25 protein-coding genes and 1 tRNA gene are annotated in these 25,049 nt (G+C 57.6%); 12 read left to right on the top strand and 14 right to left on the bottom strand.

Annotated elements, in window-relative coordinates; translation table 11 throughout:
- Positions 1-191 precede the first annotated feature (191 nt).
- The gene (locus H6F75_RS23390) at positions 192-338 is read left to right on the top strand and encodes a hypothetical protein (protein ID WP_190755045.1); all 147 of its coding nucleotides are present in this window, start codon (positions 192-194) and stop codon (positions 336-338) included.
- Between the two features lie 109 nt (positions 339-447).
- On the opposite strand, the gene H6F75_RS23395 is transcribed toward H6F75_RS23390, so the two are convergent.
- Positions 448-532, bottom strand: a tRNA-Ser gene (locus H6F75_RS23395).
- 182 nt (positions 533-714) lie between these two features.
- Here H6F75_RS23395 and H6F75_RS23400 point away from each other — a divergent pair.
- On the top strand, positions 715-2,019 hold the full coding sequence (locus H6F75_RS23400; RefSeq protein ID WP_190755047.1) for a TldD/PmbA family protein: 1,305 nt from the start codon (positions 715-717) through the stop codon (positions 2,017-2,019).
- A gap of 8 nt (positions 2,020-2,027) precedes the next feature.
- Here H6F75_RS23400 and H6F75_RS23405 read toward each other — a convergent pair whose 3' ends face one another.
- The 3 genes from H6F75_RS23405 to H6F75_RS23415 are packed head-to-tail and all read right to left on the bottom strand — an operon-like array spanning position 2,028 to position 4,737.
- Positions 2,028-2,708, bottom strand: coding sequence for a Uma2 family endonuclease (locus H6F75_RS23405; protein WP_190755049.1), 681 nt, complete (start codon positions 2,706-2,708; stop codon positions 2,028-2,030).
- A gap of 25 nt (positions 2,709-2,733) precedes the next feature.
- Entirely contained in the window at positions 2,734-3,558 is an 825-nt protein-coding gene (gene nei / locus H6F75_RS23410) for an endonuclease VIII (protein WP_190755051.1), read from the bottom strand.
- Positions 3,559-3,561: 3 nt separating this feature from the next.
- Positions 3,562-4,737 (bottom strand): tetratricopeptide repeat protein, encoded by a 1,176-nt coding sequence (locus H6F75_RS23415; RefSeq protein WP_190755053.1) that lies wholly within the window; start codon positions 4,735-4,737, stop codon positions 3,562-3,564.
- A 217-nt stretch (positions 4,738-4,954) separates the two neighbouring features.
- Between H6F75_RS23415 and H6F75_RS23420 the strand changes: the two genes are divergently transcribed.
- Positions 4,955-5,122: an isochorismate synthase gene (locus H6F75_RS23420; protein WP_139297057.1), complete on the top strand. Its 168-nt coding sequence runs from the start codon at positions 4,955-4,957 to the stop codon at positions 5,120-5,122.
- 66 nt (positions 5,123-5,188) lie between these two features.
- Here H6F75_RS23420 and H6F75_RS23425 read toward each other — a convergent pair whose 3' ends face one another.
- From H6F75_RS23425 to H6F75_RS28595, 3 genes are all read right to left on the bottom strand, one after another.
- On the bottom strand, positions 5,189-5,506 hold the full coding sequence (locus H6F75_RS23425; protein ID WP_190755056.1) for a DUF2442 domain-containing protein: 318 nt from the start codon (positions 5,504-5,506) through the stop codon (positions 5,189-5,191).
- A 54-nt stretch (positions 5,507-5,560) separates the two neighbouring features.
- Positions 5,561-5,809 carry a DUF4160 domain-containing protein gene (locus tag H6F75_RS23430; protein ID WP_190755058.1) on the bottom strand — a complete coding sequence of 83 codons (249 nt, stop codon included), beginning with the start codon at positions 5,807-5,809 and terminating at the stop codon, positions 5,561-5,563.
- 251 nt (positions 5,810-6,060) lie between these two features.
- On the bottom strand, positions 6,061-6,285 hold the full coding sequence (locus H6F75_RS28595; RefSeq protein WP_190755104.1) for a tetratricopeptide repeat protein: 225 nt from the start codon (positions 6,283-6,285) through the stop codon (positions 6,061-6,063).
- 345 nt (positions 6,286-6,630) lie between these two features.
- On the opposite strand from H6F75_RS28595, the gene H6F75_RS23440 reads away from it, so the two are divergent.
- From H6F75_RS23440 to H6F75_RS23460, 5 genes are all read left to right on the top strand, one after another.
- Positions 6,631-8,532 carry a transketolase C-terminal domain-containing protein gene (locus H6F75_RS23440; RefSeq protein ID WP_190755060.1) on the top strand — a complete coding sequence of 634 codons (1,902 nt, stop codon included), beginning with the start codon at positions 6,631-6,633 and terminating at the stop codon, positions 8,530-8,532.
- Between the two features lie 107 nt (positions 8,533-8,639).
- Positions 8,640-9,686: a ring-opening amidohydrolase gene (locus tag H6F75_RS23445; protein ID WP_190755062.1), complete on the top strand. Its 1,047-nt coding sequence runs from the start codon at positions 8,640-8,642 to the stop codon at positions 9,684-9,686.
- An 88-nt stretch (positions 9,687-9,774) separates the two neighbouring features.
- Complete coding sequence (locus H6F75_RS23450) at positions 9,775-10,332, top strand: sugar O-acetyltransferase (protein ID WP_190755064.1); 558 nt, start codon at positions 9,775-9,777, stop codon at positions 10,330-10,332.
- 164 nt (positions 10,333-10,496) lie between these two features.
- Positions 10,497-12,716, top strand: coding sequence for an EAL domain-containing protein (locus H6F75_RS23455; RefSeq protein WP_190755065.1), 2,220 nt, complete (start codon positions 10,497-10,499; stop codon positions 12,714-12,716).
- A gap of 219 nt (positions 12,717-12,935) precedes the next feature.
- The gene (locus tag H6F75_RS23460) at positions 12,936-13,541 is read left to right on the top strand and encodes a hypothetical protein (protein ID WP_190755067.1); all 606 of its coding nucleotides are present in this window, start codon (positions 12,936-12,938) and stop codon (positions 13,539-13,541) included.
- Positions 13,542-13,578: 37 nt separating this feature from the next.
- Here the strand turns inward: H6F75_RS23460 and H6F75_RS23465 are convergent, their stop codons facing one another.
- The 4 genes from H6F75_RS23465 to H6F75_RS23480 form a co-directional block, all read right to left on the bottom strand.
- A complete protein-coding gene (locus H6F75_RS23465) occupies positions 13,579-13,956 on the bottom strand; it encodes a hypothetical protein (RefSeq protein WP_190755069.1) in 378 nt (125 codons plus the stop codon).
- A gap of 14 nt (positions 13,957-13,970) precedes the next feature.
- Positions 13,971-14,825 (bottom strand): TIGR02587 family membrane protein, encoded by an 855-nt coding sequence (locus H6F75_RS23470; RefSeq protein ID WP_190755071.1) that lies wholly within the window; start codon positions 14,823-14,825, stop codon positions 13,971-13,973.
- A gap of 67 nt (positions 14,826-14,892) precedes the next feature.
- Positions 14,893-15,840, bottom strand: coding sequence for a ribokinase (gene rbsK / locus H6F75_RS23475; RefSeq protein WP_190755073.1), 948 nt, complete (start codon positions 15,838-15,840; stop codon positions 14,893-14,895).
- Between the two features lie 89 nt (positions 15,841-15,929).
- Complete coding sequence (locus H6F75_RS23480) at positions 15,930-16,202, bottom strand: hypothetical protein (protein ID WP_190755075.1); 273 nt, start codon at positions 16,200-16,202, stop codon at positions 15,930-15,932.
- Between the two features lie 243 nt (positions 16,203-16,445).
- Here H6F75_RS23480 and H6F75_RS23485 point away from each other — a divergent pair, with 243 nt between their 5' ends.
- The 3 genes from H6F75_RS23485 to H6F75_RS23495 all read left to right on the top strand — a co-directional run bounded on the left by H6F75_RS23485 (position 16,446) and on the right by H6F75_RS23495 (position 18,455).
- Complete coding sequence (locus H6F75_RS23485) at positions 16,446-17,861, top strand: nucleoside transporter C-terminal domain-containing protein (protein ID WP_190755106.1); 1,416 nt, start codon at positions 16,446-16,448, stop codon at positions 17,859-17,861.
- A 136-nt stretch (positions 17,862-17,997) separates the two neighbouring features.
- On the top strand, positions 17,998-18,201 hold the full coding sequence (locus H6F75_RS23490; protein WP_190755076.1) for a hypothetical protein: 204 nt from the start codon (positions 17,998-18,000) through the stop codon (positions 18,199-18,201).
- Positions 18,198-18,455: a type II toxin-antitoxin system RelE/ParE family toxin gene (locus tag H6F75_RS23495; protein WP_190755078.1), complete on the top strand. Its 258-nt coding sequence runs from the start codon at positions 18,198-18,200 to the stop codon at positions 18,453-18,455. Before H6F75_RS23490 ends, H6F75_RS23495 begins: the two co-directional genes overlap by 4 nt.
- A gap of 36 nt (positions 18,456-18,491) precedes the next feature.
- On the opposite strand, the gene ggt is transcribed toward H6F75_RS23495, so the two are convergent.
- Positions 18,492-20,084, bottom strand: a complete 1,593-nt coding sequence (gene ggt / locus H6F75_RS23500; RefSeq protein WP_190755080.1) for a gamma-glutamyltransferase — start codon at positions 20,082-20,084, stop codon at positions 18,492-18,494.
- 281 nt (positions 20,085-20,365) lie between these two features.
- Between ggt and H6F75_RS23505 the strand changes: the two genes are divergently transcribed.
- Positions 20,366-20,743, top strand: a complete 378-nt coding sequence (locus H6F75_RS23505) for a phage holin family protein (protein WP_190755082.1) — start codon at positions 20,366-20,368, stop codon at positions 20,741-20,743.
- Here the strand turns inward: H6F75_RS23505 and H6F75_RS23510 are convergent.
- Together H6F75_RS23510 and H6F75_RS23515 are read right to left on the bottom strand one after the other, a co-directional pair.
- On the bottom strand, positions 20,712-21,728 hold the full coding sequence (locus H6F75_RS23510) for a PleD family two-component system response regulator (RefSeq protein WP_190755084.1): 1,017 nt from the start codon (positions 21,726-21,728) through the stop codon (positions 20,712-20,714). The two genes, H6F75_RS23505 and H6F75_RS23510, sit on opposite strands and share 32 nt — an antisense overlap.
- Entirely contained in the window at positions 21,712-24,597 is a 2,886-nt protein-coding gene (locus H6F75_RS23515) for a response regulator (RefSeq protein WP_190755086.1), read from the bottom strand. The genes H6F75_RS23510 and H6F75_RS23515 overlap by 17 nt, the downstream gene beginning before the upstream one ends.
- Positions 24,598-25,049: the final 452 nt, after the last annotated feature.

The raw sequence follows: 25,049 nt of genomic DNA on the forward strand, positions 1-25,049 counted from the left end.
TCTAGCAAAATGCGAATTTCGTTGGTTATCATTTGCCACCCTTCTTAGTGCTGTGTCAGGTTGATGTCGCCGTCTACGAGATAACACTCGTCGTTGTTGAGGAGCTACGACCGAACGATAGGTTTTCCAGGCAGTCCTACTCTTGGTGCTGACTGCGCTGACGATCGCCTGTATCAAAGAAGAGGCTGGTGATGGGTTTATTTTGGTTTTTAGAATATCGGGGGGCAGCGATCGCGCTACACCAAACTCAATTGCTGCACCGCTTTGCTAGCTTGATCCGGTTTAGCCCCTGGTTGGCCTACTCTACGGCTCGGTCAATGCGGTTCATAGAAAACTGAACTAACCTTGATCTAATTTTTTGCGCAGTTATGGAATTTTGGGCATAAAAATTTGCCCCGACTGCTGGGGAGTCGCAGCTAGGGTGAGGCTGAAAGCCTTGAAACTCAACGGAGAGGGAGGGATTCGAACCCTCGTTGGGTTTCCCCAAAGCAGTTTTCGAGACTGCCGCATTCAACCACTCTGCCACCTCTCCAAAGGGGCGTTGCTATTCTACCGCTGAATTGGGTCCGTAGGTGATCCCAAAGCTGAAAACCCGCCAAAAACAGTTGGCGAAGCGGGCTTTTGGGATGAGCTATCTAGATCTGTGCCCTTTGCAGGGGTACCGCAATCCGGGAAGATGAAGTAGCTCTGTTACGCCCCTGCCCGCTAACTGCCATGGTGTCCGGTCTTACCGACGATTCGCTAGCTGAAAAACTCATAGACCTGGCCCTCGAACGGGGAGCCGAAGCGGCGGAAGTGCTGCAATCGCGATCGCGATCGCGCCCTGTCTTTTTTGAAGCCAACCGGCTCAAACAGCTTGAAACCTCCGCTGCCTTGGGCACAGCCCTGCGCCTCTGGATTAACGGTCGACCTGGGCTGGCGGTGGCCTACGGCAATGTTGACCCCGAGGCCATCATCGACAAGGCCCTGGCAATCAGCGCCCTCAATGACCCCGAAACCATTGACCTGGTCGCAGGTAACAGCCGCCACTACCCCGACATGGGCCAGGAGGTGCCGGTGGAGCAGCTGATCGAATGGGGACAGGCCATGATCGATCGCATTCGCAGCGCCTACCCTGAGGTGATCTGCGGCGTAGATGTGGAGTGCGATGTGGAAACCACTCGGATTCTCAACACCAAAGGGCTCGACTGCCACTACAGCGACGCCACCCTGAGCAGCTACCTGTCGGCCGACTGGGTGAGGGGCGATGATTTTTTGAGCGTCAGCGATGGCCAAACCCAGCGCGATCGCCTGGAGGTCGATGCTTTGATCAATCAGGTATTGCAGCGGCTAGCCTGGGCTGAGGAATCTGCCGAGGTCAACACCGGACGCATGCCGGTGATTTTTACTGCCAAAGCCGCCGATATGATTTGGGGCACGCTCCAGTCGGCCCTCAGCGGCAAGCGGGTGGTGGAGCGATCGTCCCCTTGGAGCAGCGCCCTGGGCGAACAGATGACCTCGCCCCGCGTAACGCTGCTGCAAGACCCGGAGGCGGGGCCGTTTAGCTGTCCCTTTGATGATGAGGGCACCCCTACCCAGCGCCTAGTGTTTATCGATCAGGGCGTAGTGACGTTGTTTTACTGCGATCGCGCCGTCGGCCGTACCCTAGGGGCTGGGTCGACGGGCAACGGTTTCCGGCCTGGCCTAGGCAGCTACCCTACCCCCAGTCTCTACAACACCCTGGTTGAACCGGGTACGCGCTCCCTAGAGGCGCTAATTGCTAGCATCGACAACGGGGTGCTAGTGGATCAAATTTTGGGCGGCGACCCGGGCATCGCAGGCGATTTCTCGGTAAATATCGACTTGGGTTACCGCATTCACCGGGGCAAGCTGGTGGGTCGCGTCAAAGACACCATGGTGGCAGGCAATATCTACACCGCCCTCAAAGATAACGTGGAGCTGGGCAGCGACGGCGACTGGAACGGCTCCTGCTACACGCCTTCGGTGCTGCTGGATGGGCTGTCCGTCACCAGCGGTTAACAACTCAACTAAGGTTCATCAGGGTCAATGCCCAGATTGCGTAGCTTGTCAGCCAGCCGATTGGCCCGCTGTTGCTCAGCCTGGGCTGTTTCTTCAGGGCTGAGAATTAATGTGCTATCAGCGGCGAAAAACCGGAGGCGGTTTTCGTGAATGCCGAGGAAAAGGCTTAGCTCTTCACTCCACAGCCGACCATGAGCATCTGGGGCGATCGCAGCATAATGGCCGCGCAGCAGGGCAAAGCCCTGAAATTCAAGGCTTTCTGGGTCAAACCAAAAATATTCTGGGGTGCGAAAAACATCCTGATAAAGCTGCTTTTTCAACCCTCGGTCAACGGCGGCGGTAGATTCTGACAGCAGTTCGACAATGACATTGGGGTATTTGCCATCTTCATCCCACACGACCCAGCTGCGGCGGGGTTTTGGGTCGCTATTTAGAACCACAAAAAAGTCAGGCCCTTTGAAATCGCGTGATTTACGTTGATTGGGGCTGTAGTAAATGGTGACGTTGCCAGAGACGTAGACATCTTGACGATTCTGCCAGTGCCACCGCAGCAGACGAATTAGCAGGTCAATTTGGTCGCGGTGCAAGTCAGTTTCCAAGGGGGGCTCGTCGCTGTAGAGATTGCCCGAGGGAAACGTAACCGATTCTTCTGCATAAAGCGCTGCGGCTGGGTCTTGGGCAGGAGACATGGCTAAACGCGCTGGAAAGATAATCCTAGTTTAACTGTTGGCACTGAGGGCAGACATAGCAACGCCTGCCACCGATCATGAGCTTGGCGATGGTGGCACCGCAACGGTGGCAGGGTTTGCCCTGTCGGCCAAAGGCCCAGTGGCGGTAGTCGCGGCGGCGGTAGCCGGTCTGCTTGAGGTGAGTGGCCAGGGCCAGGTCATTGGTAATGCCGTTGTGCAGGTATGACTGCTGGGGCAGGGCCAGGGCGGCCTCGGCAAAGGCGGCAATTTGAGCGGGTGTGCAGTCTACGGGCCGCTGGCCGGGATGAATGCCCGCCACGTAGAGAATTTCGGTGCGCAAATAGTTGCCGATGCCGCCGAGGAACCCCTGATCGAGCAGCAGGGTGGCAAACTGGCGGCGACGAAAGGGGGCACTCAGAGTGCGTTCTGCTACCGCCGCTGAAGTCAGGGTGCTGTCGAGGGTGTCGGGGCCAAGTTTGGCAATGTAGGGATGGGTTGGCACCGCCTCTGCATGGAGCACCTCAATGTCTGAGGCACTGTAGAGCAGCGCCCACCGACGGGGGGTATGTACCGCAAAACGCAGCTGACGACGGGAGGCGGGGACGGCATCGGGTTTGCAGATCACCCAGATGCCGTAGAGCTGGTTGTGGCTATAGACCCCCAGCCCGTTGTCAAAGGTGGTGACCATGGCTTTGCCATAGGGCTTCACCGCCGTCACCGTGCGGCCGCTCAGCTTCTCCTCATAGGGTTTGAGGTGGTCGAAGGCAAAGAACACATCGGTGGCGATGTGGCCTGCGATCGCCCGATGGAGCTTATCGGCCGCCCGGCGAATTTCGGGACCTTCGGGCATGGGCTACTGCTCATAGCCCCAGAAGGCCATCAGCTCCCGGGCGCGGGCTGCCCCTTCGGTATCGCCCGCGCGGCTATATAGAATTGCCGCCAGTTCCAGGTTCGAGAGCGCCTGGGCCTCTAGCCCCTGCCCATGGAGCGCTAGGCCCAGGTTATAAAAGGCGGCGGGGTCACTGGGTAGAGCATCGACCACCTTGCGGTAGGAGAGCACCGCCTGGAGGTATTGCTCTCGTTCGAGCAGCAGCTCACCCAGCAGGGCATGGGCGGCAACTAGCTCGGGGTCGAGGCGCACCGCCCGCACCAGGTAGTCAAAGGCGGCCTCGCGATCGCCCTGTTGGTAGAGTACATAGCCCATCTGGTGCTGGGCATTGGCGTTTTGAGGCTCTACTCGCAGGGCTTCGCGCAGGTTTTTGGTTGCCTCGGGGTAGTTTTCTTGCAGGATGTAGATGTTGGCCACACTGACGTGGAGGTCCCCATCGTTGGGATTGGCGCGCAGCCCCTCGTTGAGATAGGTGAGGGCCTGGTCATAGTCTTCCTGCTGAATGTAGAGCGATCCTAGCGCCTCAAACACTTGGGCGTTGCCGGGGGCAATGCGGGCCAGACTCTGGTAAGTGGTTAGGGCACCGTCGAAGTCGCGGCGCTCGATTTGAATGCCGCCAATCCCCAGGTGGGCGTTGACCTCCCGAGGGTTAGTGCTGAGAATGCCCTCGTAGGTAGCTAGCGCATCGTCAAGCTGGCCGTTTTTGTATTGGCTGTGGGCTAGACCGTAGCGAAAAGCCAGGTTGCTGCCGTCTAGGGCGATCGCGCTTTGGTAGGCATCGATCGCCTCGCCGTAGTTCTCCTGCTGCACGTAGAGGTAGCCAATGCCTGAAAACAGCCGAGGGTTGCGGCTGTCAATGGCGGCCGCCTGCTGATAGGCAGCGATCGCCCCGGCATAGTCGCGGGCCGTGACCTTGGCCTGGCCCTGGCGTAACAGCTCATCGACCTGCTCCTGCTGGGCAGCGCTGAGGCCGTTGCTGCTTTGCGCCAACCACAGGGGCGGTACCGGATCGGGAGCCTGCCCAAACTCGTTCAAAACTTGAGAAGGCGGCGCTGGCGCAGCAGCTTGAGCATTGGGAATAACTGCCCAACCGCCCATGAGCCCGCACAAAATAGCGATCGCTGCGTGACTGCGTTTCACAGGAAACTCTCCTTACTGGTAAGCCAAATCGTTAAGGGTGCACTCCATATATTACAACTTGCCAACCGCTGTAAAGAATGGTCACTGTCGCACCGCCAGCCTCGGGTGATCCCGTAGCATTTAAGTATCAGGGTACACCAAACAACAAAGCCCTGACCCGCTACAAGCATCGCTACAATCGCCTACATCAATATCCTTAAGCCGCGAGGTGCCAGTCATGAAAGGTCTGAATCTCTCAGTATTTGGCTACTTTTTTGATGGGTTAATGCAATATTTTGCCGAGCCTGTCAGCAGAATCTTTGGCCCCGACGATGACAACTATCCCAAAACCGGGGTACAGCCCTTTGATGGCGACACCTACGCTCAAACGGTCGAAACCCTCTAGAAAAAGCATGGTTTTTGACAACTCATTCTCTACCCAAAGCCCGTTTGCTAAGACAGTAAGCGGGCTTTAGCATTTATGGGTGGGCGGCTGTTTGGAATGCTCTGGAGTAAAGCCGATAGGATTTAGATCTGCATCGGCTTTAGGCGCTGTGCCGTGTCTCCAAAGCTCGTACTCACTGATGTCAATATCTTCATTCCAGACAACGCCGTACCCACCGGGCTCAACGGTAAAGCTCCTAAAGAAGGCAGGCTGCCGAAGGGGTGCAAACATTGGTTTTTCTAACAGCGGGCTGATGTCATAGTCTTTAATGTCTTGGTTGGTAAAGGTGACTCTGAGGATGCGATCGCTAATCGCCTCAACTCGACCGATTTTGGGATATTTCATGCCTGTATTCGACCTTACTTCAGATTTTGGGATATTTCATGCCTGTATTCGACCTTACTTCAAAGGAGGAAGCTTCCGAAACTCCTGGTCATTCCACATCTTTAACAGATCTTGCTGATACATTGCGGCCCAGTCGGTCACCATCTTCTGAGCACGGCCCGGTAGATCGCCCTCTATAATTTTTAGCGACTCAATGCTCACCAAGGCATTGTATTCGCCGTAGATTGCATGGAAGTGAGGTGGTGGATGATCGCCAAAGAAAACCTTGATAATAATTCCATAGAACCTTGTAATCTCTGGCATTGCTGATTGGCCTCTCTATCTAGGTCTATATCCATGCCTTTAAGGAGGCCTCTGAGCGCTTGTACTGGTCGAATGGGGATTACTATGCGGTCTTAATACAGCACGATCTAAAAGCGCTGCCCCTCAGACAGTCCCGATGATTTGCCTACTGCACTCGGAATCGTGAACTGTAGGTCAGCCAACACAGTGACAGCAACGCCAGCAAAAGGATCTTGGCTCATAGCCCCTATTCTAAATCTTCAATCTACTCATCAACTCCCCTCCACCAGCGCTTGAAACCGCTTGTCGGTGCGAATGGGGTCGCTGTCGGTGTTGTTTCTGAACATTTCGCGATGTTGGGGGTCTAGGGCAATGGCCGCTTGCAAAGCTTGAAGGGCGTTGTCGGCATTGCCCTGGAGACCGTAGCAGCAGGCTTTGTTATAGAGCGAATTGGGATCGTTTAGTTGGAGGGCTAATGCGGTACTGAAGCAGGCGATCGCCCTACCGCCGCTTCAGAGACCAAGTTTTTCGCGCTACATAGGCAGTGGGTTACGGCGGAGCAGAGGTAACGGGGTGTAGGCAGAGCCCAGGCTACCTAACCCACCCTACGAATAATCAAGGCCACCCCCTACCCATCTACCCTCTACCCATCTACCCCTCACCCATCCACCCCCTCCGCCCTTAACCAACTCTTACTGAATTAACTTCACAGCCTTGCCAGAGTATTGAATGATGGAGGTAGTGGATTTTTGCTATCCAAATTTGAGCGGTGGACTTGCTCTTTATAAAAAAACTCGCTTTGCTCCACGCCTCTCTCTCACCAGCCTATAGGACGAAACACTATGACAAGCTTTCCCATTGACCTGGGCGCATACCAGCGAATTACCCTCGATGCGTCTAACCCCACCCTCACCGACGAGCAGCGCAGTGCCCTCAAGGCCAACATTCAGCTGTGTCGGGATGCGATCGTGTTCTTCACTGCAACTGGCGCAGCGCGGGGCGTGGGCGGTCACACCGGCGGCCCCTACGACACCGTGCCCGAGGTGATGATTCTCGACGCGCTGTTTCGCGGTGCGGGCGACAAGTACGTGCCAATTTTCTTTGACGAAGCAGGCCACCGGGTGGCCACCCAGTATCTACTGTCGGTGCTCAACGGCGACATGCCCGCCGAAGACCTGATGCACTACCGCGAAGCCCACTCCAAACTGCCCGGCCACCCCGAACTGGGGCTCACCCCCGGGGTTAAATTTAGCTCTGGGCGGCTGGGTCACATGTGGCCCTACGTCAACGGTGTGGCCCTGGCCAACCCCGGCAAAGTTGCCTTCTGCCTCGGTTCCGACGGCTCTCAGCAGGAGGGCAACGACGCCGAGGCAGCCCGCTTTGCGGTGGCCAACCACGTCAACGTCAAGCTGCTGATCGACGACAACGACGTTACCATTGCCGGTCACCCCTCCAGCTACATGGGCGGCTTCAGCGTCAAGAAAACTCTGGAGGGCCACGGCCTGACCGTGCTCGAAGGCGACGGCGAAGACATCGACAGCCTCTACGCCAACATCTGTAAGGCAATCAACACCCCCGGCCCCGTGGCAGTGGTTAACAAGCGGGCCATGGCGGTCGGCATCGAGGGCATTGAGGGCAGCACCCACGGCCACGATGTGATCTCGGTGAAGGCGGCGATCGCCTACCTCACCGCCAAAGGCCACACCGCCGCCGTGGAGATCCTCGAAGGCATTACCGCCCCCAAAAATACCTACGAGTTTCAGGGTTGCAGCAAAGTTGTGGGGGCCAATCGCAACGTGTTTGGCGATGCCATGGTCGAAGTGCTGGGCGAGCTGGATGAAATGGCCCGCAAAGAAAGCGTGCTGGTAGTCGACAGCGACCTGGAGGGCTCCTGTGGCCTGGCCCAGATCCGCAAGGCCTACCCTGAAATCTTCATCAGCGGCGGCATTCAAGAGCGGGGTAACCTGTCGGCGGCGGCGGGCTTTGGCATGGCCGAGGGCAAGCAGGGCGTCTTCGCTACCTTTGCAGCCTTCCTGGAGATGTGCATCTCTGAAATTACTATGGCGCGGTTGAACCGGTCTAACCTGCTGTGCCACTTCTCCCACTCGGGCATCGACGATATGGCCGACAACACCTGCCACTTCGGCGTTAACAACTTCTTTGCCGACAATGGCCTGGAGGATGGCTATGAAACCCGCCTTTACTTTCCCGCCGACCCCAACCAGATGAAGGCCTGCGTCAAAAAGGTTTTCCACGACCCCGGCTTGCGCTTTATCTTCTCCACCCGCTCGAAGGTGCCGATGATCCTCGACACTGAGGGCAACGAGATGTTTGGCGGCGACTACACCTTCACCCCCTGCAAGGATGAGGTGATCCGCGAGGGCACGGCGGGCTACATCGTCACCTTTGGCGACTCGCTCTATCGCGCCCTCGATGCCGTCGAGCGGCTGAAGCAGGAGGGCATCGACGTGGGCCTGATCAACAAGTCTACCCTTAACGTGATCGATGAAGAGACCATGGCCAAGGTGGGCAAGGCCCCCTTTGTGCTGGTGACCGAGGCCTTTAACCGCAAGACTGGCCTAGGCAGCCGCTTTGGCTCTTGGCTGATGGAACGGGGCTACACGCCCAAGTTTGCCTTTATGGGTACCAACCACGAGGGCAGCGGCGGCCTGTGGGAGCAGTTTATTCACCAGAGCATTGACCCCGATGGCATTATGGCCAAAGTGAAGGAACTGGTGGGTTAGATTCCCCCTGTCCCCTTTTCAAGGGGATGCCAGAGCCCCGGTTTCTTAGGGAGCCGGGGTTTTGTGCGATCGCAGCCCAAGAAACCTGATGGGGAATGCTATCGGCGATGAAAGTTGATGTATTTAAGATCGCCCAGAGTGGCCCCGACGACCTGAGCGGTCCAGCCGCACTGGTGCAGCAAGGAACGCTAGACCCCAAAACTATCGTGGCGATTTTGGGTAAAACCGAGGGCAACGGCTGCGTGAATGATTTCACCCGTGGGTTTGCGGTGGCCACCTTGAAGGGATACCTGCGGGGGCTGATGGGCGACGAGCTGACCAACCAGGTGGTGTTTGTCATGTCGGGGGGCACTGAGGGGGTGCTAAGCCCTCACATGACTGTGTTTACCCGCCAGAGCGAGGGGCTGACGGGGCCGACTCAAATCGGGCTGGCCCTGGGGGTTTGTCACACCCGCGACTTCTCGACCGATGAAATTGGCACATTGACGATGGTGGAGGAGGTGGCGGCGGGGGTAGAGCGGGCGATCGCCGCCGCTGGCCTCACTGCCGAGGCGGTTCACTTTGTGCAAATTAAATGCCCGCTGATCACGGCGGCTCGCTACACCCAGGCTGCCATTACCCAGGACAGCTATAAATCGATGGCCTACTCGCGGGGGGCCTCGGCCCTTGGGGTCGCTCTGGCCCTGGGCGAAGTGCAGCGGGGCGATCTCACCGCTACCGACATTTGCCACAACTACCGCCTCTATTCCTCAGTGGCTTCGACCTCGGCGGGGGTCGAGCTGCAAAACTGCGAAATTTTGGTGCTGGGCAATTCTCCCCAATCCCATAGCCGCTACCGCATTGGCCACAGCGTCATGACCCACGCCTTGGATATCGCCGCCGTCAACCGAGCCATCCACAGCGCTGGAGGAGTGGGTGAAGGCGGCCAGATCGTGAATGTGTTTGCCAAGGCCGAAGCCGACCCCTCGGGGCAGCTGCTCGGGCACCGCCACACCATGCTCGACGATTCCGATATCAATCACACCCGGATGGCTAGGGCAGTGGTGGGGGCTGCGATCGCAGCCGTTGTGCAAGACCCGATGATCTATGTGTCGGGCGGCAGCGAGCACCAGGGGCCATCGGGGGGCGGACCGATTGCCGTCATTGTTGGATGACGTAGGGATCACCTTGATCCTTAGATAGGCCAAGATTCCAAGGTTCTCACAGTACCCTAGAGTCTTGGTCTAGAGAGGGGGAGTCTCGATGGTGAAAACCGAGCGGGAGAAGATGCTGGCCAATGAGCTGTATCTGGGAGCGGATCCCGAGCTGGTGGCGATGCGGCGGCAGACTCAGGAGCAGCTGTATCGGTTTAACCATGCTCGCCCAGCAGAGCTGGAGGTGCGACAGGAGGTGGTGCGATCGCTCTTTCATGCGATCGGCCCCAACTTTGAAATTACGCCCCCCTTTTTCTGCGACTACGGCGATCACATCCGAGTTGGCAAAAACCTCTACCTCAATACCAACTGTACTATTCTTGACTGCAACTGGGTGACGATAGGCGACAACGTGCTGATGGCACCTAATGTGCAGATTTACACGGCCTACCACCCCACTGACCCAACGGTACGGCTGAGTGGCTTAGAGCTGGCGGCTCCCGTCACTATTGGCAGTAATGTATGGCTGGGCGGCGGCGTCATTGTCTGCCCAGGGCTGACAATTGGCGACAATACAACGATTGGCGCCGGCAGTGTGGTGACCAAATCCATACCTGCAAATGTAGTTGCGGTGGGCAATCCTTGCCGGGTTTTACGCGAGATTTAGAAATTGTGTAATTTTGATTAAATTGTTGCAGGTTATGGCAATAAAATTGCCCGCTTTTTTGCGATCTTAGCTCTATTGAGATTTCAGCCATCTCGCTTAATCTATGGCACTCTTGACAACAGGATGGGAATACTGAAGACCATCGATTAATTCGGGTTTGGGTTATGGGATTTTCTGCCTCTAAGACTTGCGCTTGTCAGAATATCGGTCGATGTCAGGCCGGAGAGGCAGGCCGGCTTTTTCTGTGGTTTCCGGTTCCCCACACGTTGACAAAAATCATTCCTTTCCTAAAGCAAGAGTTGCTCGAGTTTGAGTTGATGCAAGAGCGACCGGGTTTGAGTATAGCCTGCAAGTTTTCTCAAGCCCAAGGTGTTGCCCAAAGCCTGGCTCGACTGGTTGCACCGAGAGAACTGAGAGAAACCCAAGTTCTATTTGTTCGGGGTGCGGTACAGCCTCAGCTGCAAGACTTTAGCGACATTTCCTCCCTACAGCGCTTTATCAAAGTGAGTCAATCCGATTGGCTGGTGGATATGTTGGCTAGCGATCGCGTCACCAGTCATTTTCAACCGATTGTTTCGATTGACGATACGGCTCAAATTTATGGATACGAATCCCTTTTGCGAGGGCTAGATGAGCACGGCAACTTAGTTATGCCCGGCCCCATTTTTGAGCTAGCAGCCGAAGCCGGTTTGTTGCCGCAGCTAGACCGGGTAGCTCGGCTTAGCGCCATTAACCAAGCTAGCCAGCACAACTTGGCGGGGCGTATTTTTATCAACTTTTCCCCCACAGCGCTGTATGACCCAGTGTCTTGCCTGCGGAGCACGGTAGACGCCATCGATAGAGCCGGTATTCTTCACGAACAGGTTGTGTTTGAGGTTGTTGAGTCAGACAACCCTCAAGACTTAGACCACCTTAAAACAGTTTTGAAATATTATCGAGATGCTGGTTTCGCCGTTGCCCTAGACGATTTAGGGTCTGGATATTCCGGCTTAAATCTGCTGCACCAGCTGCGTCCCGATTTTGTCAAGCTGGATATGGAGCTAATTCGAAATGTTCACGTTGACCTCTACAAAGCTTCTATTACTGAAAAGCTCTTAGAAATCGCGCAAAATCTGAATATTAAAACCGTTGCTGAAGGAATTGAATGCGTTGAAGAGTTGAACTGGTTGCAGGAGCGAGGGGCTACCTTTGCCCAGGGCTATTTGATTGCTAAACCTGGGGCTACACCGGCTAAAACGACGCCGTGCTTTAACTCGAAAGCGGTGTCGCTCACTTCAGCGTCTTTGCAGCCAGCGGTGCAACAGGTACAACATCAAACTGCGCCTGAGCGCATTGTTGCAGCTGTAACTCAACACATTCGACAGTCGCTGAAGCTAGATGAAATTCTGCAAACTACAGCGGATGAAGTTCGCCAACTGTTTGAGGTCGATCGAGTCGTTATCTATCGGTTTGAACCCGACTGGAGCGGGTTAGTGGCGGTAGAGTCTTTGGCAGAGGGGTGCCCGTCTATTTTGGGTTTCCATGTCATGGATACCTGCTTCAAGACGACCCATGCGGCTTACTACCAGCAGGGCAACACCCGAGCGATCGAAGACATTGAAACGGCGGGGCTCATGTCGTGCCATGTTGAACTACTTCAGAGCTTAAATATTCGAGCGAATCTGATTGTGCCGATTCTGCAAAAAGAGCGACTGTGGGGGCTGTTGATTGCCCACCAGTGCAGCGAGACGCGCCAGTGGCAGCAGTCGGAGATCAATTTGTTTTATCAGCTCGCTGGGCAGGCGGCGATCGCCATTCAGCAAGCGGAGCTCTATCACCAGCTGCAAACTGCCAACCAAGAGCTCCAGCGCCTAGCTTCGGTGGATGGGTTGACCCAGCTGGCCAACCGTCGCTGTTTTGACGATCGGCTGAGCGCAGAATGGCAACGGCTGGCCCGAGAGCAGGCTCCCCTATCTTTGATTTTGTGTGATGTAGACTGCTTCAAGCTCTACAACGATACCCATGGCCACCTGGCCGGAGACGATGCGCTGCGGCAGGTGGCCGACGCCATTGTAAAAGCCTCTAGGCGCCCATCTGATTTGGCGGCTCGCTATGGTGGTGAAGAGTTTGCGATTATTTTGCCCAATACCACCGCTGAGGGGGCGATCGCCGTGGTCGAGGCAATTCAGGCTAATTTAGCGGCCTTACAACTGCCCCATCCCCAATCTCAGGTCAGTGACTTGATGACGCTCAGCTTTGGCGTAGCAACGGTTGTGCCCCAGAGTCAACTGTCTTCTGCGACCTTGATCGCTACCGCTGACCAAGGTCTCTATCGAGCAAAAGCCCGCGGAAAAAACTGTGCGGTGCAGACGAGCTTTGGAGAAATAGCAGCGTCATCCCAATGATTTGCTGTTGTCATGGGCTGCAGTTCGAAGTAGCTAGACATAGAACCTACCCGACCCAACCGGGCTTAATGAGGCGTTGACTGACAGTGTTGACCGAACGGCGATCGCTCTTTCGCGCTACCAATCCCGACCTAGAGACTAGACGCCGCTGAGCCTGCGCTTTGGGAACTTGGAAGGCGATCGCTGGTCAAAGAAACTGCGCAGCACGGTGAACTGTCGATGCGATCAGGTTTACTTTTTTCTGACCGGGAGGTCAGAGGTATTGCCAGGGGACTCTTTGCAGTCGCCACTGCTGGCTTAGCGGCAGGGGTTTGGTGGCTTTGGTATGCGGATAACTGGGGCCTGACGCCGGAGCGCGCTGCCCAGCGAGACGGTTTTTGTGAGAACGCCCCAGTGACTAAAGCCCAGCGGCGAACAGCCACCACGGCAATTGTGGTCTGTCAGGGGTTGTCAGGTCCCTTGGACGGTGGGCATGTGGTAGTTGGGCGGTTGCCCTGGGGACTGTGGTGGGCCTCTCCCCAGGGAGCAAACTTTGGCTACCGCTCGCCCGACGCCGTCTCAACTGAGTGGGTAGACTACGTTCACTATGGCCCCACTCAAAGTGCTGACACCTCGCTAATTTTGTTGGGCCGGAGCCGTTCTTCGGAGGTGGCTGCTGTAGAAGCCCAATTGAGCGACGGTAGAACGCTAAAAAATGAGGTAGCTAACGGATTGTTTGTCTTTGATGCGCCAATCCAGGCGGTAGGAGTCAAGGTCGATGAGCTGAGGCTCATAGGCCACGACAATCAAGTCATGCAGCGGATTGAAGTAAAGCCGGGTTACTGAGCAGCGATCGTCAGGGAAAACGCCCAGTTTAAAGAACTCAGGGCTTTTGGTAACTGATCACGCGCACGGATGCGGTTGAAGGTTCTTCGCTGAAGATCAAAAACCCTTCGGCTTCGGAGCGGGCGGGAATAAAGTCGAAGGTGGTGGAGGCCACTTCTTCGGGGCTGGTGGTCTCCAGGGTACCTTCGACGGTAACTTCGGCGGCGGTGGCGTCGCCTTCGTTGGTGATAGTAATAGGTAGGTAATAGTGGTTTTGGGCGGGCCGTACTTCACCCGGCTCCACCGTAAATTCGGCGGGTTTCGTCGATGGTTGAAGCCACAGCGAAGCCACGGTAGCAACTACCGCCGACAGCAGCGTGAGGGAAATTCCGAGGGAGAACCATTCGGCTCGATTGCGGATGGGCTTTTCAGACATGGAGAGTTTAGAGGTTAAACAGCCAGGCGACCGGCCGCACCGCCGATGGTGCAGGGCAGGCTCAATACGATGATATAGCTCACCCACTGATTAATTGGGTCGCCCACGCGAATGACTTGAAACAGCCAGAGCATGAGCGCTGAAGCGGCCAGCGCAATTAGGTAAGCGGCCACGGTCTCGCTAATGGGTCTTTGGAACAATCCGGATTGTGCTCGCCGCTGCCGCTGAGCGCCAAAATTAGCCTCAAACACAATGATGTAGGACAGCAGCAGCGAACTGGCCATAATCAGCAGCAGGCGCGTGGGCTCCAGCGAGCTGGAGATCATGGGGATTTCATCGGTAGGCGCGATCGAGGAGCCCACGACGATCGCGCCTAGAAGGGCAGCACCGGCATCCGACAGCGTGCTCCGTAGGGGGTGGCCGCGTTTTTTGTCCGGGTCAGCATCTTCGTCGTCGATTCTCAGCAAAAGGTTATTGGCAATGCCGACCCCGATCGAAAAGGGCAGCGACAGGGTGATCAGCCGACCCATGATGGCGTCTATGCCGGTCTCAACATGAAGAATGTCGAGCAGCGTTAGGCTCAGGGTGGCGGTGAAGAGGGCGATCGCCAGCCCCTCGACGCTTTCGACCAAAATCTGGGTGCGGCTGCGGGGCTGCTCAGCGCGAAATCCACCTTTGATATTCAGCAGCACCAGGGCCAGGTAGGCCATACCCAAAATCAGCATCATGCGCGGCGGCGAGGTGAAGTTGCCCTTCCACCACACCTCCATGGTGTAGAGAAAGGGGGCCCCAAACAAAAACGCCCCGGCAATGCCGCGCATCAAATCGCTAAATTCTGTCTGCCAGTCCTGGATTTTGATTCGTACCATGGCATCAGTTACTGAGGTTGACCTTAATTTTGGCAGATTCTGGCACCGCTAAATACCGCAGCCGATGTTAGAGGTGCTTGAGGCCGAGGCGCAGGGCGTCTACCCCCGATCGCTCAGGCAGGGATGGCTGTGCCCCTGGCACCATCACGGCGGCGGCGGCAACGGCGTTAGCAAACTGCACCGCTTCCTCTAGCTCCATTGCTTCCGCCAGGCCAACGGCCAGGCCGCCATTAAAGGCATCCCCAGCGGCAACGGTGTCAACGGCCTTGACCGGCAGAGCCGGCTGGTGAAAGGTGCGGTGGTTTTCGGCGACCACAACGCCCATTTCACCCAGCTTGACAATGGCAATCGCGACGCCGCGCTGCACCAGCTGCTGAGCCGCCTCGATGGCGGTGGCGACATCGGTCACTGCCAATCCGGTGAGCTGACTGGCTTCGACCTGGTTAGGGGTGAGAATGTCCACCGTTCTGATGAACTCGGGCGGCAGGTCAGTGCGGGCGGGGGCCGGGTCAACGATTACCGTCGCCCCCTGGGCCTTGGCCGCCTGAGCGGCAACAATGACCAGCGGCAGCGGCACCTCAAACTGAAGCAACACCAGGTCGCCGGGTCGCAGCCGAGCCGTGAGGCGATCGACATCCCCATCGCTGATTTGGCCGTTGGCACCGGGGACGACCACGATGGTGTTTTGGCCAGCACTATCGACCGCGATCGCCGCCACCCCCGTCGACGCCTCCCCATCGACCGCCACCCCGCTGGCATCGACCCCAGCCTTCTGCAAACCCTGGATGAGCTGGTGGCCAAAGTCGTCTTCGCCGACTCGACCGACCATCGTCGTGGGTGCTCCCAGCCGCGCCGCCGCTACCGCTTGGTTAGCCCCCTTGCCGCCGGGGAGTGTTTCAAACTGGGTGCCCAAAATGGTCTCTCCCGGCTGGGGCAAGTGGGGGGTTCGGCAGACCAGGTCCATGTTTAGGCTGCCAAACACGTGAATGGTCTTGGGCAAGGGGTTAGATGTCATTGGTAACAGGCGCTTAAACAGTTGAACGTTCGAACGGTGGAGCGTTTCAACTTGGGCAAACTAACAAATTTGTCTGCTGCCAAAATCTCCTAAAACAACTCTCTATCGTCGTCATCGTCGAGGGTGTTATAGGGGGATGGGGGGCGATCGCTGCTCCAGGCCCACCAGGGGGTGGCGCACTCGCCGCAGTGGTAAAACTCCTGCCACTTGCGGCGATGATCGGCCCCATAGACGGGCGATCGGCGGTTGATCCAGACAGCTTTAGCCTGGCGGCTCTCGGCCCCACACCGGGGGCAGCAAAACTCGCTGGCGTGGGTGGCAGACTCAGCCCAGTCGGGCGCAAAAGGAGAAAAGGCTTCCATAGGGTGGAGCGGTGGGTCACATCCATTATGGGCCAGTCTGGAGGGATGGGTTGAGGTTTCCGGTCTAAGGTCTAGGGTTCAAGGTTTAGGGTTTGAGGCAAACCCGCGACCGTAGGTCTGCCACCTTACAGCCTGCATCTATCCCGGGTTAAGTTCTAGAACAAGCCGCTTCGTTAAGAACGTTATTCGGCATAATCGGTGGCAGGCTCGTCAATTTTGGGCCAAAAGGAGAATGGGCACCGCATGGCACTGCGTCTAATTTCGCTGCTGGGTATTTTTGGCCTTTGCTTTATTGCCTGGTTGGGTTCAGAAGATCGGCGGCGAGTACCGTGGAAGGTAATTGGCTGGGGCATTGCCATTCAGCTGTTGGTGGGGTTGCTGGTGTTCTTGCTGCCCTTTACTCGCTCGGTGGTGGTATGGCTCAGCTCGGTTCTCAATGCCCTGATCGATGCGTCTGATGCCGGGGCGCGATTTTTGTTTGGCCCCATCTTCGTGCCGGACTTTAATCAAACCGTTGGCCCTGCTGGCGCCGGACGCTGGATTGCTCGCGCTCTGACACCGCCCTTTACCGCTGTGCCGGGCGATCGCCTGGGAACCGATAACCTCAACCTGGGCTATATTTTTGCGTTTCGCTCGCTGCCTCAGGTGGTGTTTTTTGCCTCCATTTTTGCGCTGCTCTACAACCTGGGGGTGGTGCAGCCAATTGTGCGGGTGTTTGCCCGCTTCTTTCGCTGGGCGATGAATATCAGCGGAGCCGAGGCCCTGGCGGGGGCGGCTAATATTTTTGTCGGCATTGAGTCGGCGATCGCGATCAAACCCTTTCTGGAGCGCATGACCCGCAGTGAGCTATGTGCGGTGTTGGCCGGCTGCTTTGGCTCCATTGCCTCTACGGTGCTGGGTCTCTACGCCGGATATCTGCGGCCCATTTTTCCGTCGATTGCGGGTCACCTGATGTCGGCCTCGGTGCTGACAATTCCGGCCTGTTTTGTGATGGCTAAAATTTTGGTGCCCGAGCGCGAGGTGCCCGACACCCTGGGCAAGGTGCCCGCTGTTGATCTGGCCGACGACGAGCAGCAAAGCCCGATGGATAGCCTGATTTTGGGCGCCCTCGACGGCATCAAAATGGCGGTGGGCATCGTTGCCGCCCTGATCGCCATCCTGGGGCTGATCGCCCTGCTCAACTTGCTTTTTGCCCAGCTGGCCAGCCTAGCCACCAGCGAGTTTGCTCTCTGGCGCGTCATTGGCCAGGTGTTTAGCGTGATTACGCTGCAAAACATTATGGGGGTGCTGTTTTTGCCCCTCACCTTTCTCACCGGGGTTTCCCTCGACTGGCAAGAGCTGTGGCTGTCGTCGCAGCTGATTGGGCGACGGTTTTTAGAAACAGCGATTCCACCTTATATCGGCTTGGCCAATGCCGCAGCCGAGGGCACGCTGAGCGATCGCGCCCTGGTGATTGTTAGCTATGCCCTCTGCGGCTTTGCCCACCTGCCCTCGGTGGGCATCTTTGTCGGTGGGCTCTCGACCCTGGTGCCCTCCCGCCGCAAAGACATTAGCGAAGTTGCTTGGAAAGCGCTGTGGGCTGGCACCTTGGCCACGCTGATGACCGGCTGCGTGGCGGGCATCTTTTTCTACGAAGGCGCGGCGGTGCTGGGCCGGTAAGAGGCTTCAGTTTTCAGCCGATGACCATGCCTTGGTCATCCACCAGAACAAAAATGTCTGCGGTTAGACTGTAGACATCTGCATTGTGGCCCTCTAGGCAGAAACGGTAGGGCAGGTTTTAACCAAGGGTAAATCGATGACCTTAAAGGAATTGCTCATTCAAGAACTCGACAATGCCTCCGAGCCGGTGTTGGTTGAGCTGCTCGACTTTCTGCAATTTCTTAAGGCCAAACAAGTAGAAGATACTGCTGATGTATTAGAGGCGCGACAGGCTTTAGCTTCTGTTGCCATTGAAGGCAGTATCGCTTGGGAAGATCTCAAGGCCGATGTGGGGCTATGACCTATCGCATTGAGTTTGCAAAGCCTGCAGTTAAGCAATTCAAAGCCTTATCACCCCAAGATCAGCAGCGACTAAAGCCCAAAATTGACGCTTTAGCCCAGGAACCGCGCCCAGCGGGGATGGTGAAGCTCTCAGGGGAAGACGACCTTTATCGAATTCGGGTCGGAGACTACCGCATTATTTACACCATTCAAGATACCCAGCTCCTGGTTTTAGTCCTTAAAGTCAGACATCGGCGAGAGGTCTATCGCTGAGTTCTAACCCCGTACTGAGTTAGTCTTGGCCAAGCCCTACAGGCAGGCGATCGCGCCCTCACTGCGGCGATCGCAGCCACCCAACAGCCCGTCTGGATATACCTGAATGGCGTGGGCGTGGCCCATTTGCTCAGCCCAGGCGGGGGCCTCGGTGACCTGGTGCCCTCGGCGTTCCAGGGCTTGGCGAATGTCGGCGGGAATTCGGTTTTCCATCGCCAATCGGGTAGAGGCCTCGCCCCAGGTGCGGCCCCACAGCCAGCGGGGCAGATCGATCGCCGCTTGGGGAGAATAGCCAAAATCCAGCATTCTAGTCAGTAGCGCTAGCTGGGTTTGGGGCTGGCCCTCGCCGCCCATGGTGCCCAGCACTAGATAGGGCCTGCCGTCATTGAGCACGAGACCGGGCATGAGGGTGTGAAAGGGCCGCTTACCGGGTTCTAGGGCATTGGCATGGCTGGGGTCGAGGGAAAACAGCGCGCCTCGATTTTGCAGCGGAAAGCCCAGCTCAGGCGGCACCACCGCTGCCCCAAAGTCGAAGTACAGGCTTTGAATCGTCGATACGGCATTGCCCTCGCCATCTACTACGGCGATGTAGACGGTGTCGCCGCCGATTTCCGGAGTTGGGTAGCCTTGGGCCACGGCCATGCTCAGCCGGGCGCGACGGCGATCGCCGTAGGGTTTTGAGATCAGCTCCCCTAGCGGCATGTCGGTAAAGTCGGGGTCGCTCAGCCAGCGATCGCGATCGGCAAAGGCCAGCTTGGTGGCCTCTATCAGGAGGTGATAGTAGTCGGCGGTGCCGTGGCCCACGGTGTGCAGGTTAAACCCTTCCAGCACGTTCAGCATTTGCAATACTGTAAACCCTTGGGTATTGGGGGGCAGCTGGCACACCTGGTGGCCTCGGTAGGTGGTGCTGATTGGGTCTACCCATGTGGCGGTGTGGTGGGCGAAGTCGTCGCGGCTCAGCCAGCCGCCCAGAGCCCTAAGGTAGTCCACCATCTGCTCGGCAATCTCTCCCTGATAGAAGTCCTGGGAACCTGCGCTAGCCAGGCGGCGGAAAGTCTTTCCTAGCGGTAGGTTGGTCACTCGCGACCCAGCGGTAGGCACCTCACCCCCCGGTAAAAAGGGATTTTTCTCGCCGCCGTAGGCCCGCAGGAATTCGGCATTGGCCCGCGTCCAGTGAGCCTGGGATTGGGAGCAAGGGTAGCCCTGTTCGGCCAGGGCGATCGCAGGCTGAAGCAGGTCGGCCCAGGGCAGGCGACCAAAGCGTTGGTGCACCTCCCCCCAGGCCGAGACGCCTCCCGGCACTGTGATCACCGCCTGGGGACCGCGCTGGGGAATGGCCGCTAGCCCCAGGGAGGTGAAGCGATCGCGATCGCAGCTCGCCCCAGCCCGGCCCGAGCCGTTGAGGCCATAGAGCTGACCCGATTGGGCCTGGTAGCCCAGCCAAAAGCCATCGCCGCCTAGTCCGGTCATGGCGGGATAGACCACCGATAGAGCCGCTTGGGTAGCGATCGCCGCATCAACTGCATTGCCCCCCTGACTGAGCATGTTGAGGCCAGCGGTGGAGGCCAGGTAGTGGGGGCAGACCACCATTGCAGAGGGGGTGGCGAATGGGGCAGAGATTGAAGCCATGGCTAACTCAGGATTACATCAGCGTTGGGCCTAGAACATTAGCACTTTTGCAAACGCGTGGCTGGGATCCATCTCTGTTGAGAAATGCCTTAGGTGGGAGCGATTCCGGGACGGATACTCGTTCCGAGTCGGTTCCCGTTTCTAGGATGCCGCAGGCTTTACGCTTCGCGAATCGCAGGCAGGCTCTTTTGCCCGCCAAGCTCCTGTGAGAGAATACAGCTTAATTCCAGCAAATTTTGCCTACAGCTGTCCCCTAGCCCTATTGTCACCGAGATTCGACGATGCTGCTTTATCTGCTCAGTATTTTGACTACGGCGCTGTCGCTGCTGCTGGTAGACGCGATTTTCCCTGGAGTAGTGTTGGCCAATTTTTCGGCGGCGATGGTAGCGGCGGTAGCCATTGGCATTGTCAACGGCATCATTAAGCCGGTGCTGTTTATTCTGTCGTTGCCCATTACTATCCTGACTCTGGGCTTGTTTTCGCTGGTAGTCAACGGCCTCTGCTTCTGGCTGGCATCGCTGGTGACACCAGGCTTTGCGGTGCACGGGTTTTGGGCGTTCATCGTCGGCCCCATCGTGCTGTCAGTGGTATCGACCGCGTTAAACAAATTTTTTGTCGGTCAGACCCTTAAACCTCGGGCAAAAGAGATCGAAGGATAGAGGTAGCGCTGACCGCGCCTGGGTTAGCCGACTGCTCAGGGCTAGGGGGCATGACGTAGATGGCTTGGTACTGGTTACGGCCCTGGGCCTTGGCCTGGTAGAGGGCCTGATCGGCGGTAAACACCAGGTCAGAGGGTAGATAATCGGCCATGGGTAGCACGTTGGCGACGCCGCAGCTAATCGTGACGATCGCGCTGGGAGCGGTGTGGTGGGGCAGCCCCCGCTGCTGAATCGCAGTCACTAGGCGCTGGCTGATGACGGTCGCCCCCTCTAGAGTGGTGTTGGGCAAAATGATGGCAAACTCTTCACCGCCGTAGCGGGTGACGATGTCGGCCGGGCGGCTGATGCACTGGCTGAGGGTTTTGGCGACTTCCTGAAGGCAGCGATCGCCAGCCTGGTGCCCATAGTGGTCGTTGTAGTTTTTGAAATGGTCAATGTCGCAGATCACCAGCGACAGCGGCAGGTGTTCGCGTACGCCTCGGCCCCACTCCTGCAAGAGATATTCGTCGAAGCGGCGGCGGTTGGCCACCTGGGTGAGGCTATCAATCAGCGTCAGCTGCTGGAGCTGGTAGTTGGCCTCCCGCAGCTGAATCTCCAAGCGGTGCTGCAAAATTAGCCGCCGCACCCGCTGGCGCAGCACCGCCCAGTTAATCGGTTTGGTGACGTAGTCAACCACACCAATTTCAAACGCTTGGTCTACCGATTTTTCATCCTCTAGGCCGGTAATCATCAGCACCGGTGCCAGGTTGCCCTGGGTTAAATCCTGTAGTCGGCGGCAGACCTCGAAGCCGTCTAACACCGGCATCAGCGCGTCCAGCAGTACCAAATCGGGCACGTGATAAAAGTACAGGTTTAGGGCCGCTTCTCCGTGAGAAGCTTCGATCACGTGGTAACCCTCGCGCTCCAGGTAGCGGGTCAGCATGTGGCGGATAAACGGGTCATCGTCGGCCACCAAAATTACCGCTGAATCAGATTTGACTGACATAGCTGGTTACCTCCTGGGACAAGGCAGACTGTAGGGCCGTCTTGACCTCAGTTAGAGCATAGCGAATTGCTTCCACCTGGTCGGCGACGACCGGATTGGGGTTTTGGCGGAGGGCCGCCTCTAGATCTCGACAGAGGGCTGAGAGCTGGTCGGCACTCACAGAGGCGCTGCTTGACTTGAGGGTGTGGGCAGCCCGCTGCAGGGTGGGCCAGTCGTGCTCACCTAGGGCGGCGAGCATGTCAGCCACGAGCTGGTCGGCACTCTCGATGTAGCTAACGATCAGGTCGGCCATAAAGCTGGGATCGTCGCCGCCTACGGTAGTGGCAAAGGTGCGTAGCGCCGCCAAATCGACTGCGAGGGCCGCCGGGGCACCAGTCTCTAACACCCGAATTAGCTCCTCTAGGCGAATGGGTTTGCTGATGTAGTCATCCATGCCGGCCTGGAGACATTGTTCGCGATCGCCCTGCATGGCATTGGCGGTGACGGCCACCAGGCGAGGGCGGCGGGTGGGCCAGCGCCGAACGATTTGTCGGGCGGCGGCGAGGCCATCCATTTCAGGCATTTGCACATCCATCAGCACCAGGTCGTAGGGCTGCTGGTCGAGAGCAGCCAGCACCTCGCAGCCGTTGGCGGCCACATCGGCCCGGTAGCCCAGGCGCCGCAAAATGTGTAGGGCCACCTTTTGGTTCACCGCGTTGTCCTCAGCCAGCAAAATCCGCTGGGGGCACCGCCGCCCCAGGTCAGCATCCACTAGAGCTGGCTGGGGACGGGGCGACACTCGCACGGCCTCGGGTTGCTCGGCCAGAGCCGCGGCTAGGGCCGCCGTCAGCTGGTTCTGCTTGACGGGTTTAGGCAGGTAGGCGGCAAACAGACTCTGATGGGCAATGTTGTGGTGCCAGCCCAGGGAGGTCAGCATCACCAGGGGTAGCGATCGCTCCGTAGACCGCTGGTGCAGGGCCTCGGCCAGGGCCAGGCCGTCCATGCCCGGCATTTGCATGTCTAAAATGGCCAGGTCAAAGTGCTGGGTCTCTAGGGCTTCTAAGGCGGCCAAGCCCGAGTCTACGGTCACCACAGTCATCCCCCACCCCTGGAGCTGGAGCTGAAGAATTTTGCGGTTGGTGGCATTGTCGTCTATCACCAGCAGCCGACGGCCCTGGAGGCTGCGGGCAGCGAGTGATCCGGCGAGCGGCGGCGGTTGCGGGTCAAGGGTGGCCTGTAGGGTGAAGTAAAAGGTCGACCCCTGGTCAGAGCTCTCCACCCAGAGCGTGCCCCCCATCAGTTCGCACAGGCGCTTGCTGATGGCCAGGCCCAGGCCGGTGCCGCCAAACTGCCGGGTGGTCGAGGCATCCCCCTGGCTAAAAGGCTGAAACAGTCGGTGCATGCGGGCCGCCGGGATGCCAATGCCGGTATCTTTTACCGCCACTTGAAGGGTGATTTGCTCGCTGACGGTTTGCGGCCCGGTCTGAACTGAGACAATCACTTCCCCGTGGGGGGTGAACTTGATAGCGTTGGTGATTAGGTTTACGAGCACTTGACGCAGGCGGCTGACATCGCCTATTAGGTGGTGGGGTACCTGGGGGGGCAGCAGGTAGGCTAGCTCTAGGCCTTTCTCAGAAGCCTGAGCGGCCAGTAGATCCAAGGCTTCTTCCAGGCAGGTGCGCAGGTTAAAGGGTTGGGTTTCTAGATCGAGCTTGCCTGACTCAATTTTTGAGAAGTCGAGAATATCGTTGATGATGGTCAGCAGCGTATTGCCGGCGTTGCGAGTGGTTTCGACAAAGTCGCGCTGCTGATCAGTGAGAGAGGTGTCGAGCAGCAGGCTGGTCATGCCGATCACGGCGTTCATGGGCGTGCGAATTTCGTGGCTCATCATGGCTAGAAACTCACTTTTGGCCTGGTTAGCCGCCTCGGCGGCGCAGCGGGCCTGGTCGAGGTCTTGCAGATTCTGGTGCAGCTGAGCTTCAGCATTTTTGCGATCGCTAATGTCGGTCTGAATGCCGACAAAGTGAGTCAGCTGGCCCTGGGGGTCGTAGATCGGTGAAACACTAAGCTGGTTCCAGTATTGCTGACCATCTTTGCGGCGGTTGATCATCTCTACGGCGCAGCCTTGACCATTGGCCAAGGCCTCGTGCAGGGTTTTCAGGCCGGGCTGGTCGTTGTCGCCCCCCTGCAAAAAGCGGCAGTTGCGCCCCATGGCCTCGGCGGCGGAGTAGCTAGTGATGCGCTCAAAGGCAGGGTTGACGTAGATCACTGGGTTGTCGGGCTGGCGGGCATCAGTAATCACAATGCCGTTGCTGCTGGCGGCGATCGCCCGCTCTTGCAGGCGCAGGGTTTCCTGCAGCCGCTGACGCTCTAGCTCAGCCTGCCGAATCTGTTCGATCTGGCGGTGCAGATCGAGCTGGTCCACCACCTGGGCGGCCAGCATTTCTAAAGCTTGGCGCTGTAAGGAAGTTAGGGTGCGAGGGGCATGGTCAACTACGCAGAGGGTGCCGAGGACATAGCCAGCGGCGGTGACCAGAGGCATACCGGCGTAGAAGCGCAGATTAAATTCCCCTGTGACCAGGGGGTTATCAAAGAAACGCTTATCTTCTAGGGCGTCGGGCACCTCCATCAACCCCGGCCGCAAAATGGCGTGGGCGCAAAAGGCTACGTCACGCGTGGTTTCGGGTACAGCAACGGGGCCCACGCGCGCTTTAAACCACTGCCGCTGCTGGTCGATCAGGCTGACCAGGGCAATGGGCACGTCGCACACCATTGCCGCCAGTCGAGTCAGATTGTCAAACCCCTCGGCGGGGGGCGTGTCGAGAATGTGATAGTCGTACAGCGCCTGCAAACGACAGGATTCGTTAGTAGGCAGGAGTGCAGGTTGCATAGGCCATAGCCCTTCAGGACACAGACGCAGGGCGAGGCTGGTCTCGCAACCACACCCCACTTCAGGGAAGCGACATATCCTTCAGAGTACCCAGTTAGATATAACGGGTTTTACCATTGCAGTTGGCTTAGGTTCGCCAAAGACACTGATCTGGGCAGTTGTTTAGGGTCAGTCCAAAGCTGAATCCGCTTAGTGCCTAAAGCTTGAGGCTGGTACGAACCCATGGCCAGGATATTCCTGACTGCTGCGAAGTTGGGAGTTGAGATTGTGAAAACAGGGGTAGGCAGGGCGATCGCACCTAATCCTGGCCGGTGGGAATCTTAAATTAGGAATTTGCTGATGGAGCAATCGGACTGCGATCGCTGCGGTTGGGTCAGCTGTTGGATGCCTAGGTGCGTCTGGAGTGTTTTTTCCTAAGAACTGGTCATAAAACTCCAGCAATTCCGCCTCCG

It is taken from the genome of Nodosilinea sp. FACHB-131 (genome assembly GCF_014695395.1).
Lineage (GTDB): Bacteria > Cyanobacteriota > Cyanobacteriia > Phormidesmidales > Phormidesmidaceae > Nodosilinea.

Coding starts and splice junctions, on each gene's coding strand:
- H6F75_RS23390 (WP_190755045.1), top strand. CDS start 192: ATGGGTTTATTTTGGTTTTTAGAATATCGGGGGGCAGCGATCGCGCTA.
- H6F75_RS23400 (WP_190755047.1), top strand. CDS start 715: ATGGTGTCCGGTCTTACCGACGATTCGCTAGCTGAAAAACTCATAGAC.
- H6F75_RS23405 (WP_190755049.1), bottom strand. CDS start 2,708: ATGTCTCCTGCCCAAGACCCAGCCGCAGCGCTTTATGCAGAAGAATCG.
- nei (WP_190755051.1), bottom strand. CDS start 3,558: ATGCCCGAAGGTCCCGAAATTCGCCGGGCGGCCGATAAGCTCCATCGG.
- H6F75_RS23420 (WP_139297057.1), top strand. CDS start 4,955: ATGAAAGGTCTGAATCTCTCAGTATTTGGCTACTTTTTTGATGGGTTA.
- H6F75_RS23425 (WP_190755056.1), bottom strand. CDS start 5,506: ATGAAATATCCCAAAATCGGTCGAGTTGAGGCGATTAGCGATCGCATC.
- H6F75_RS23430 (WP_190755058.1), bottom strand. CDS start 5,809: ATGCCAGAGATTACAAGGTTCTATGGAATTATTATCAAGGTTTTCTTT.
- H6F75_RS23440 (WP_190755060.1), top strand. CDS start 6,631: ATGACAAGCTTTCCCATTGACCTGGGCGCATACCAGCGAATTACCCTC.
- H6F75_RS23445 (WP_190755062.1), top strand. CDS start 8,640: ATGAAAGTTGATGTATTTAAGATCGCCCAGAGTGGCCCCGACGACCTG.
- H6F75_RS23450 (WP_190755064.1), top strand. CDS start 9,775: ATGGTGAAAACCGAGCGGGAGAAGATGCTGGCCAATGAGCTGTATCTG.
- H6F75_RS23455 (WP_190755065.1), top strand. CDS start 10,497: ATGGGATTTTCTGCCTCTAAGACTTGCGCTTGTCAGAATATCGGTCGA.
- H6F75_RS23460 (WP_190755067.1), top strand. CDS start 12,936: ATGCGATCAGGTTTACTTTTTTCTGACCGGGAGGTCAGAGGTATTGCC.
- H6F75_RS23465 (WP_190755069.1), bottom strand. CDS start 13,956: ATGTCTGAAAAGCCCATCCGCAATCGAGCCGAATGGTTCTCCCTCGGA.
- H6F75_RS23470 (WP_190755071.1), bottom strand. CDS start 14,825: ATGGTACGAATCAAAATCCAGGACTGGCAGACAGAATTTAGCGATTTG.
- rbsK (WP_190755073.1), bottom strand. CDS start 15,840: ATGACATCTAACCCCTTGCCCAAGACCATTCACGTGTTTGGCAGCCTA.
- H6F75_RS23480 (WP_190755075.1), bottom strand. CDS start 16,202: ATGGAAGCCTTTTCTCCTTTTGCGCCCGACTGGGCTGAGTCTGCCACC.
- H6F75_RS23485 (WP_190755106.1), top strand. CDS start 16,446: ATGGCACTGCGTCTAATTTCGCTGCTGGGTATTTTTGGCCTTTGCTTT.
- H6F75_RS23490 (WP_190755076.1), top strand. CDS start 17,998: ATGACCTTAAAGGAATTGCTCATTCAAGAACTCGACAATGCCTCCGAG.
- H6F75_RS23495 (WP_190755078.1), top strand. CDS start 18,198: ATGACCTATCGCATTGAGTTTGCAAAGCCTGCAGTTAAGCAATTCAAA.
- ggt (WP_190755080.1), bottom strand. CDS start 20,084: ATGGCTTCAATCTCTGCCCCATTCGCCACCCCCTCTGCAATGGTGGTC.
- H6F75_RS23505 (WP_190755082.1), top strand. CDS start 20,366: ATGCTGCTTTATCTGCTCAGTATTTTGACTACGGCGCTGTCGCTGCTG.
- H6F75_RS23510 (WP_190755084.1), bottom strand. CDS start 21,728: ATGTCAGTCAAATCTGATTCAGCGGTAATTTTGGTGGCCGACGATGAC.
- H6F75_RS23515 (WP_190755086.1), bottom strand. CDS start 24,597: ATGCAACCTGCACTCCTGCCTACTAACGAATCCTGTCGTTTGCAGGCG.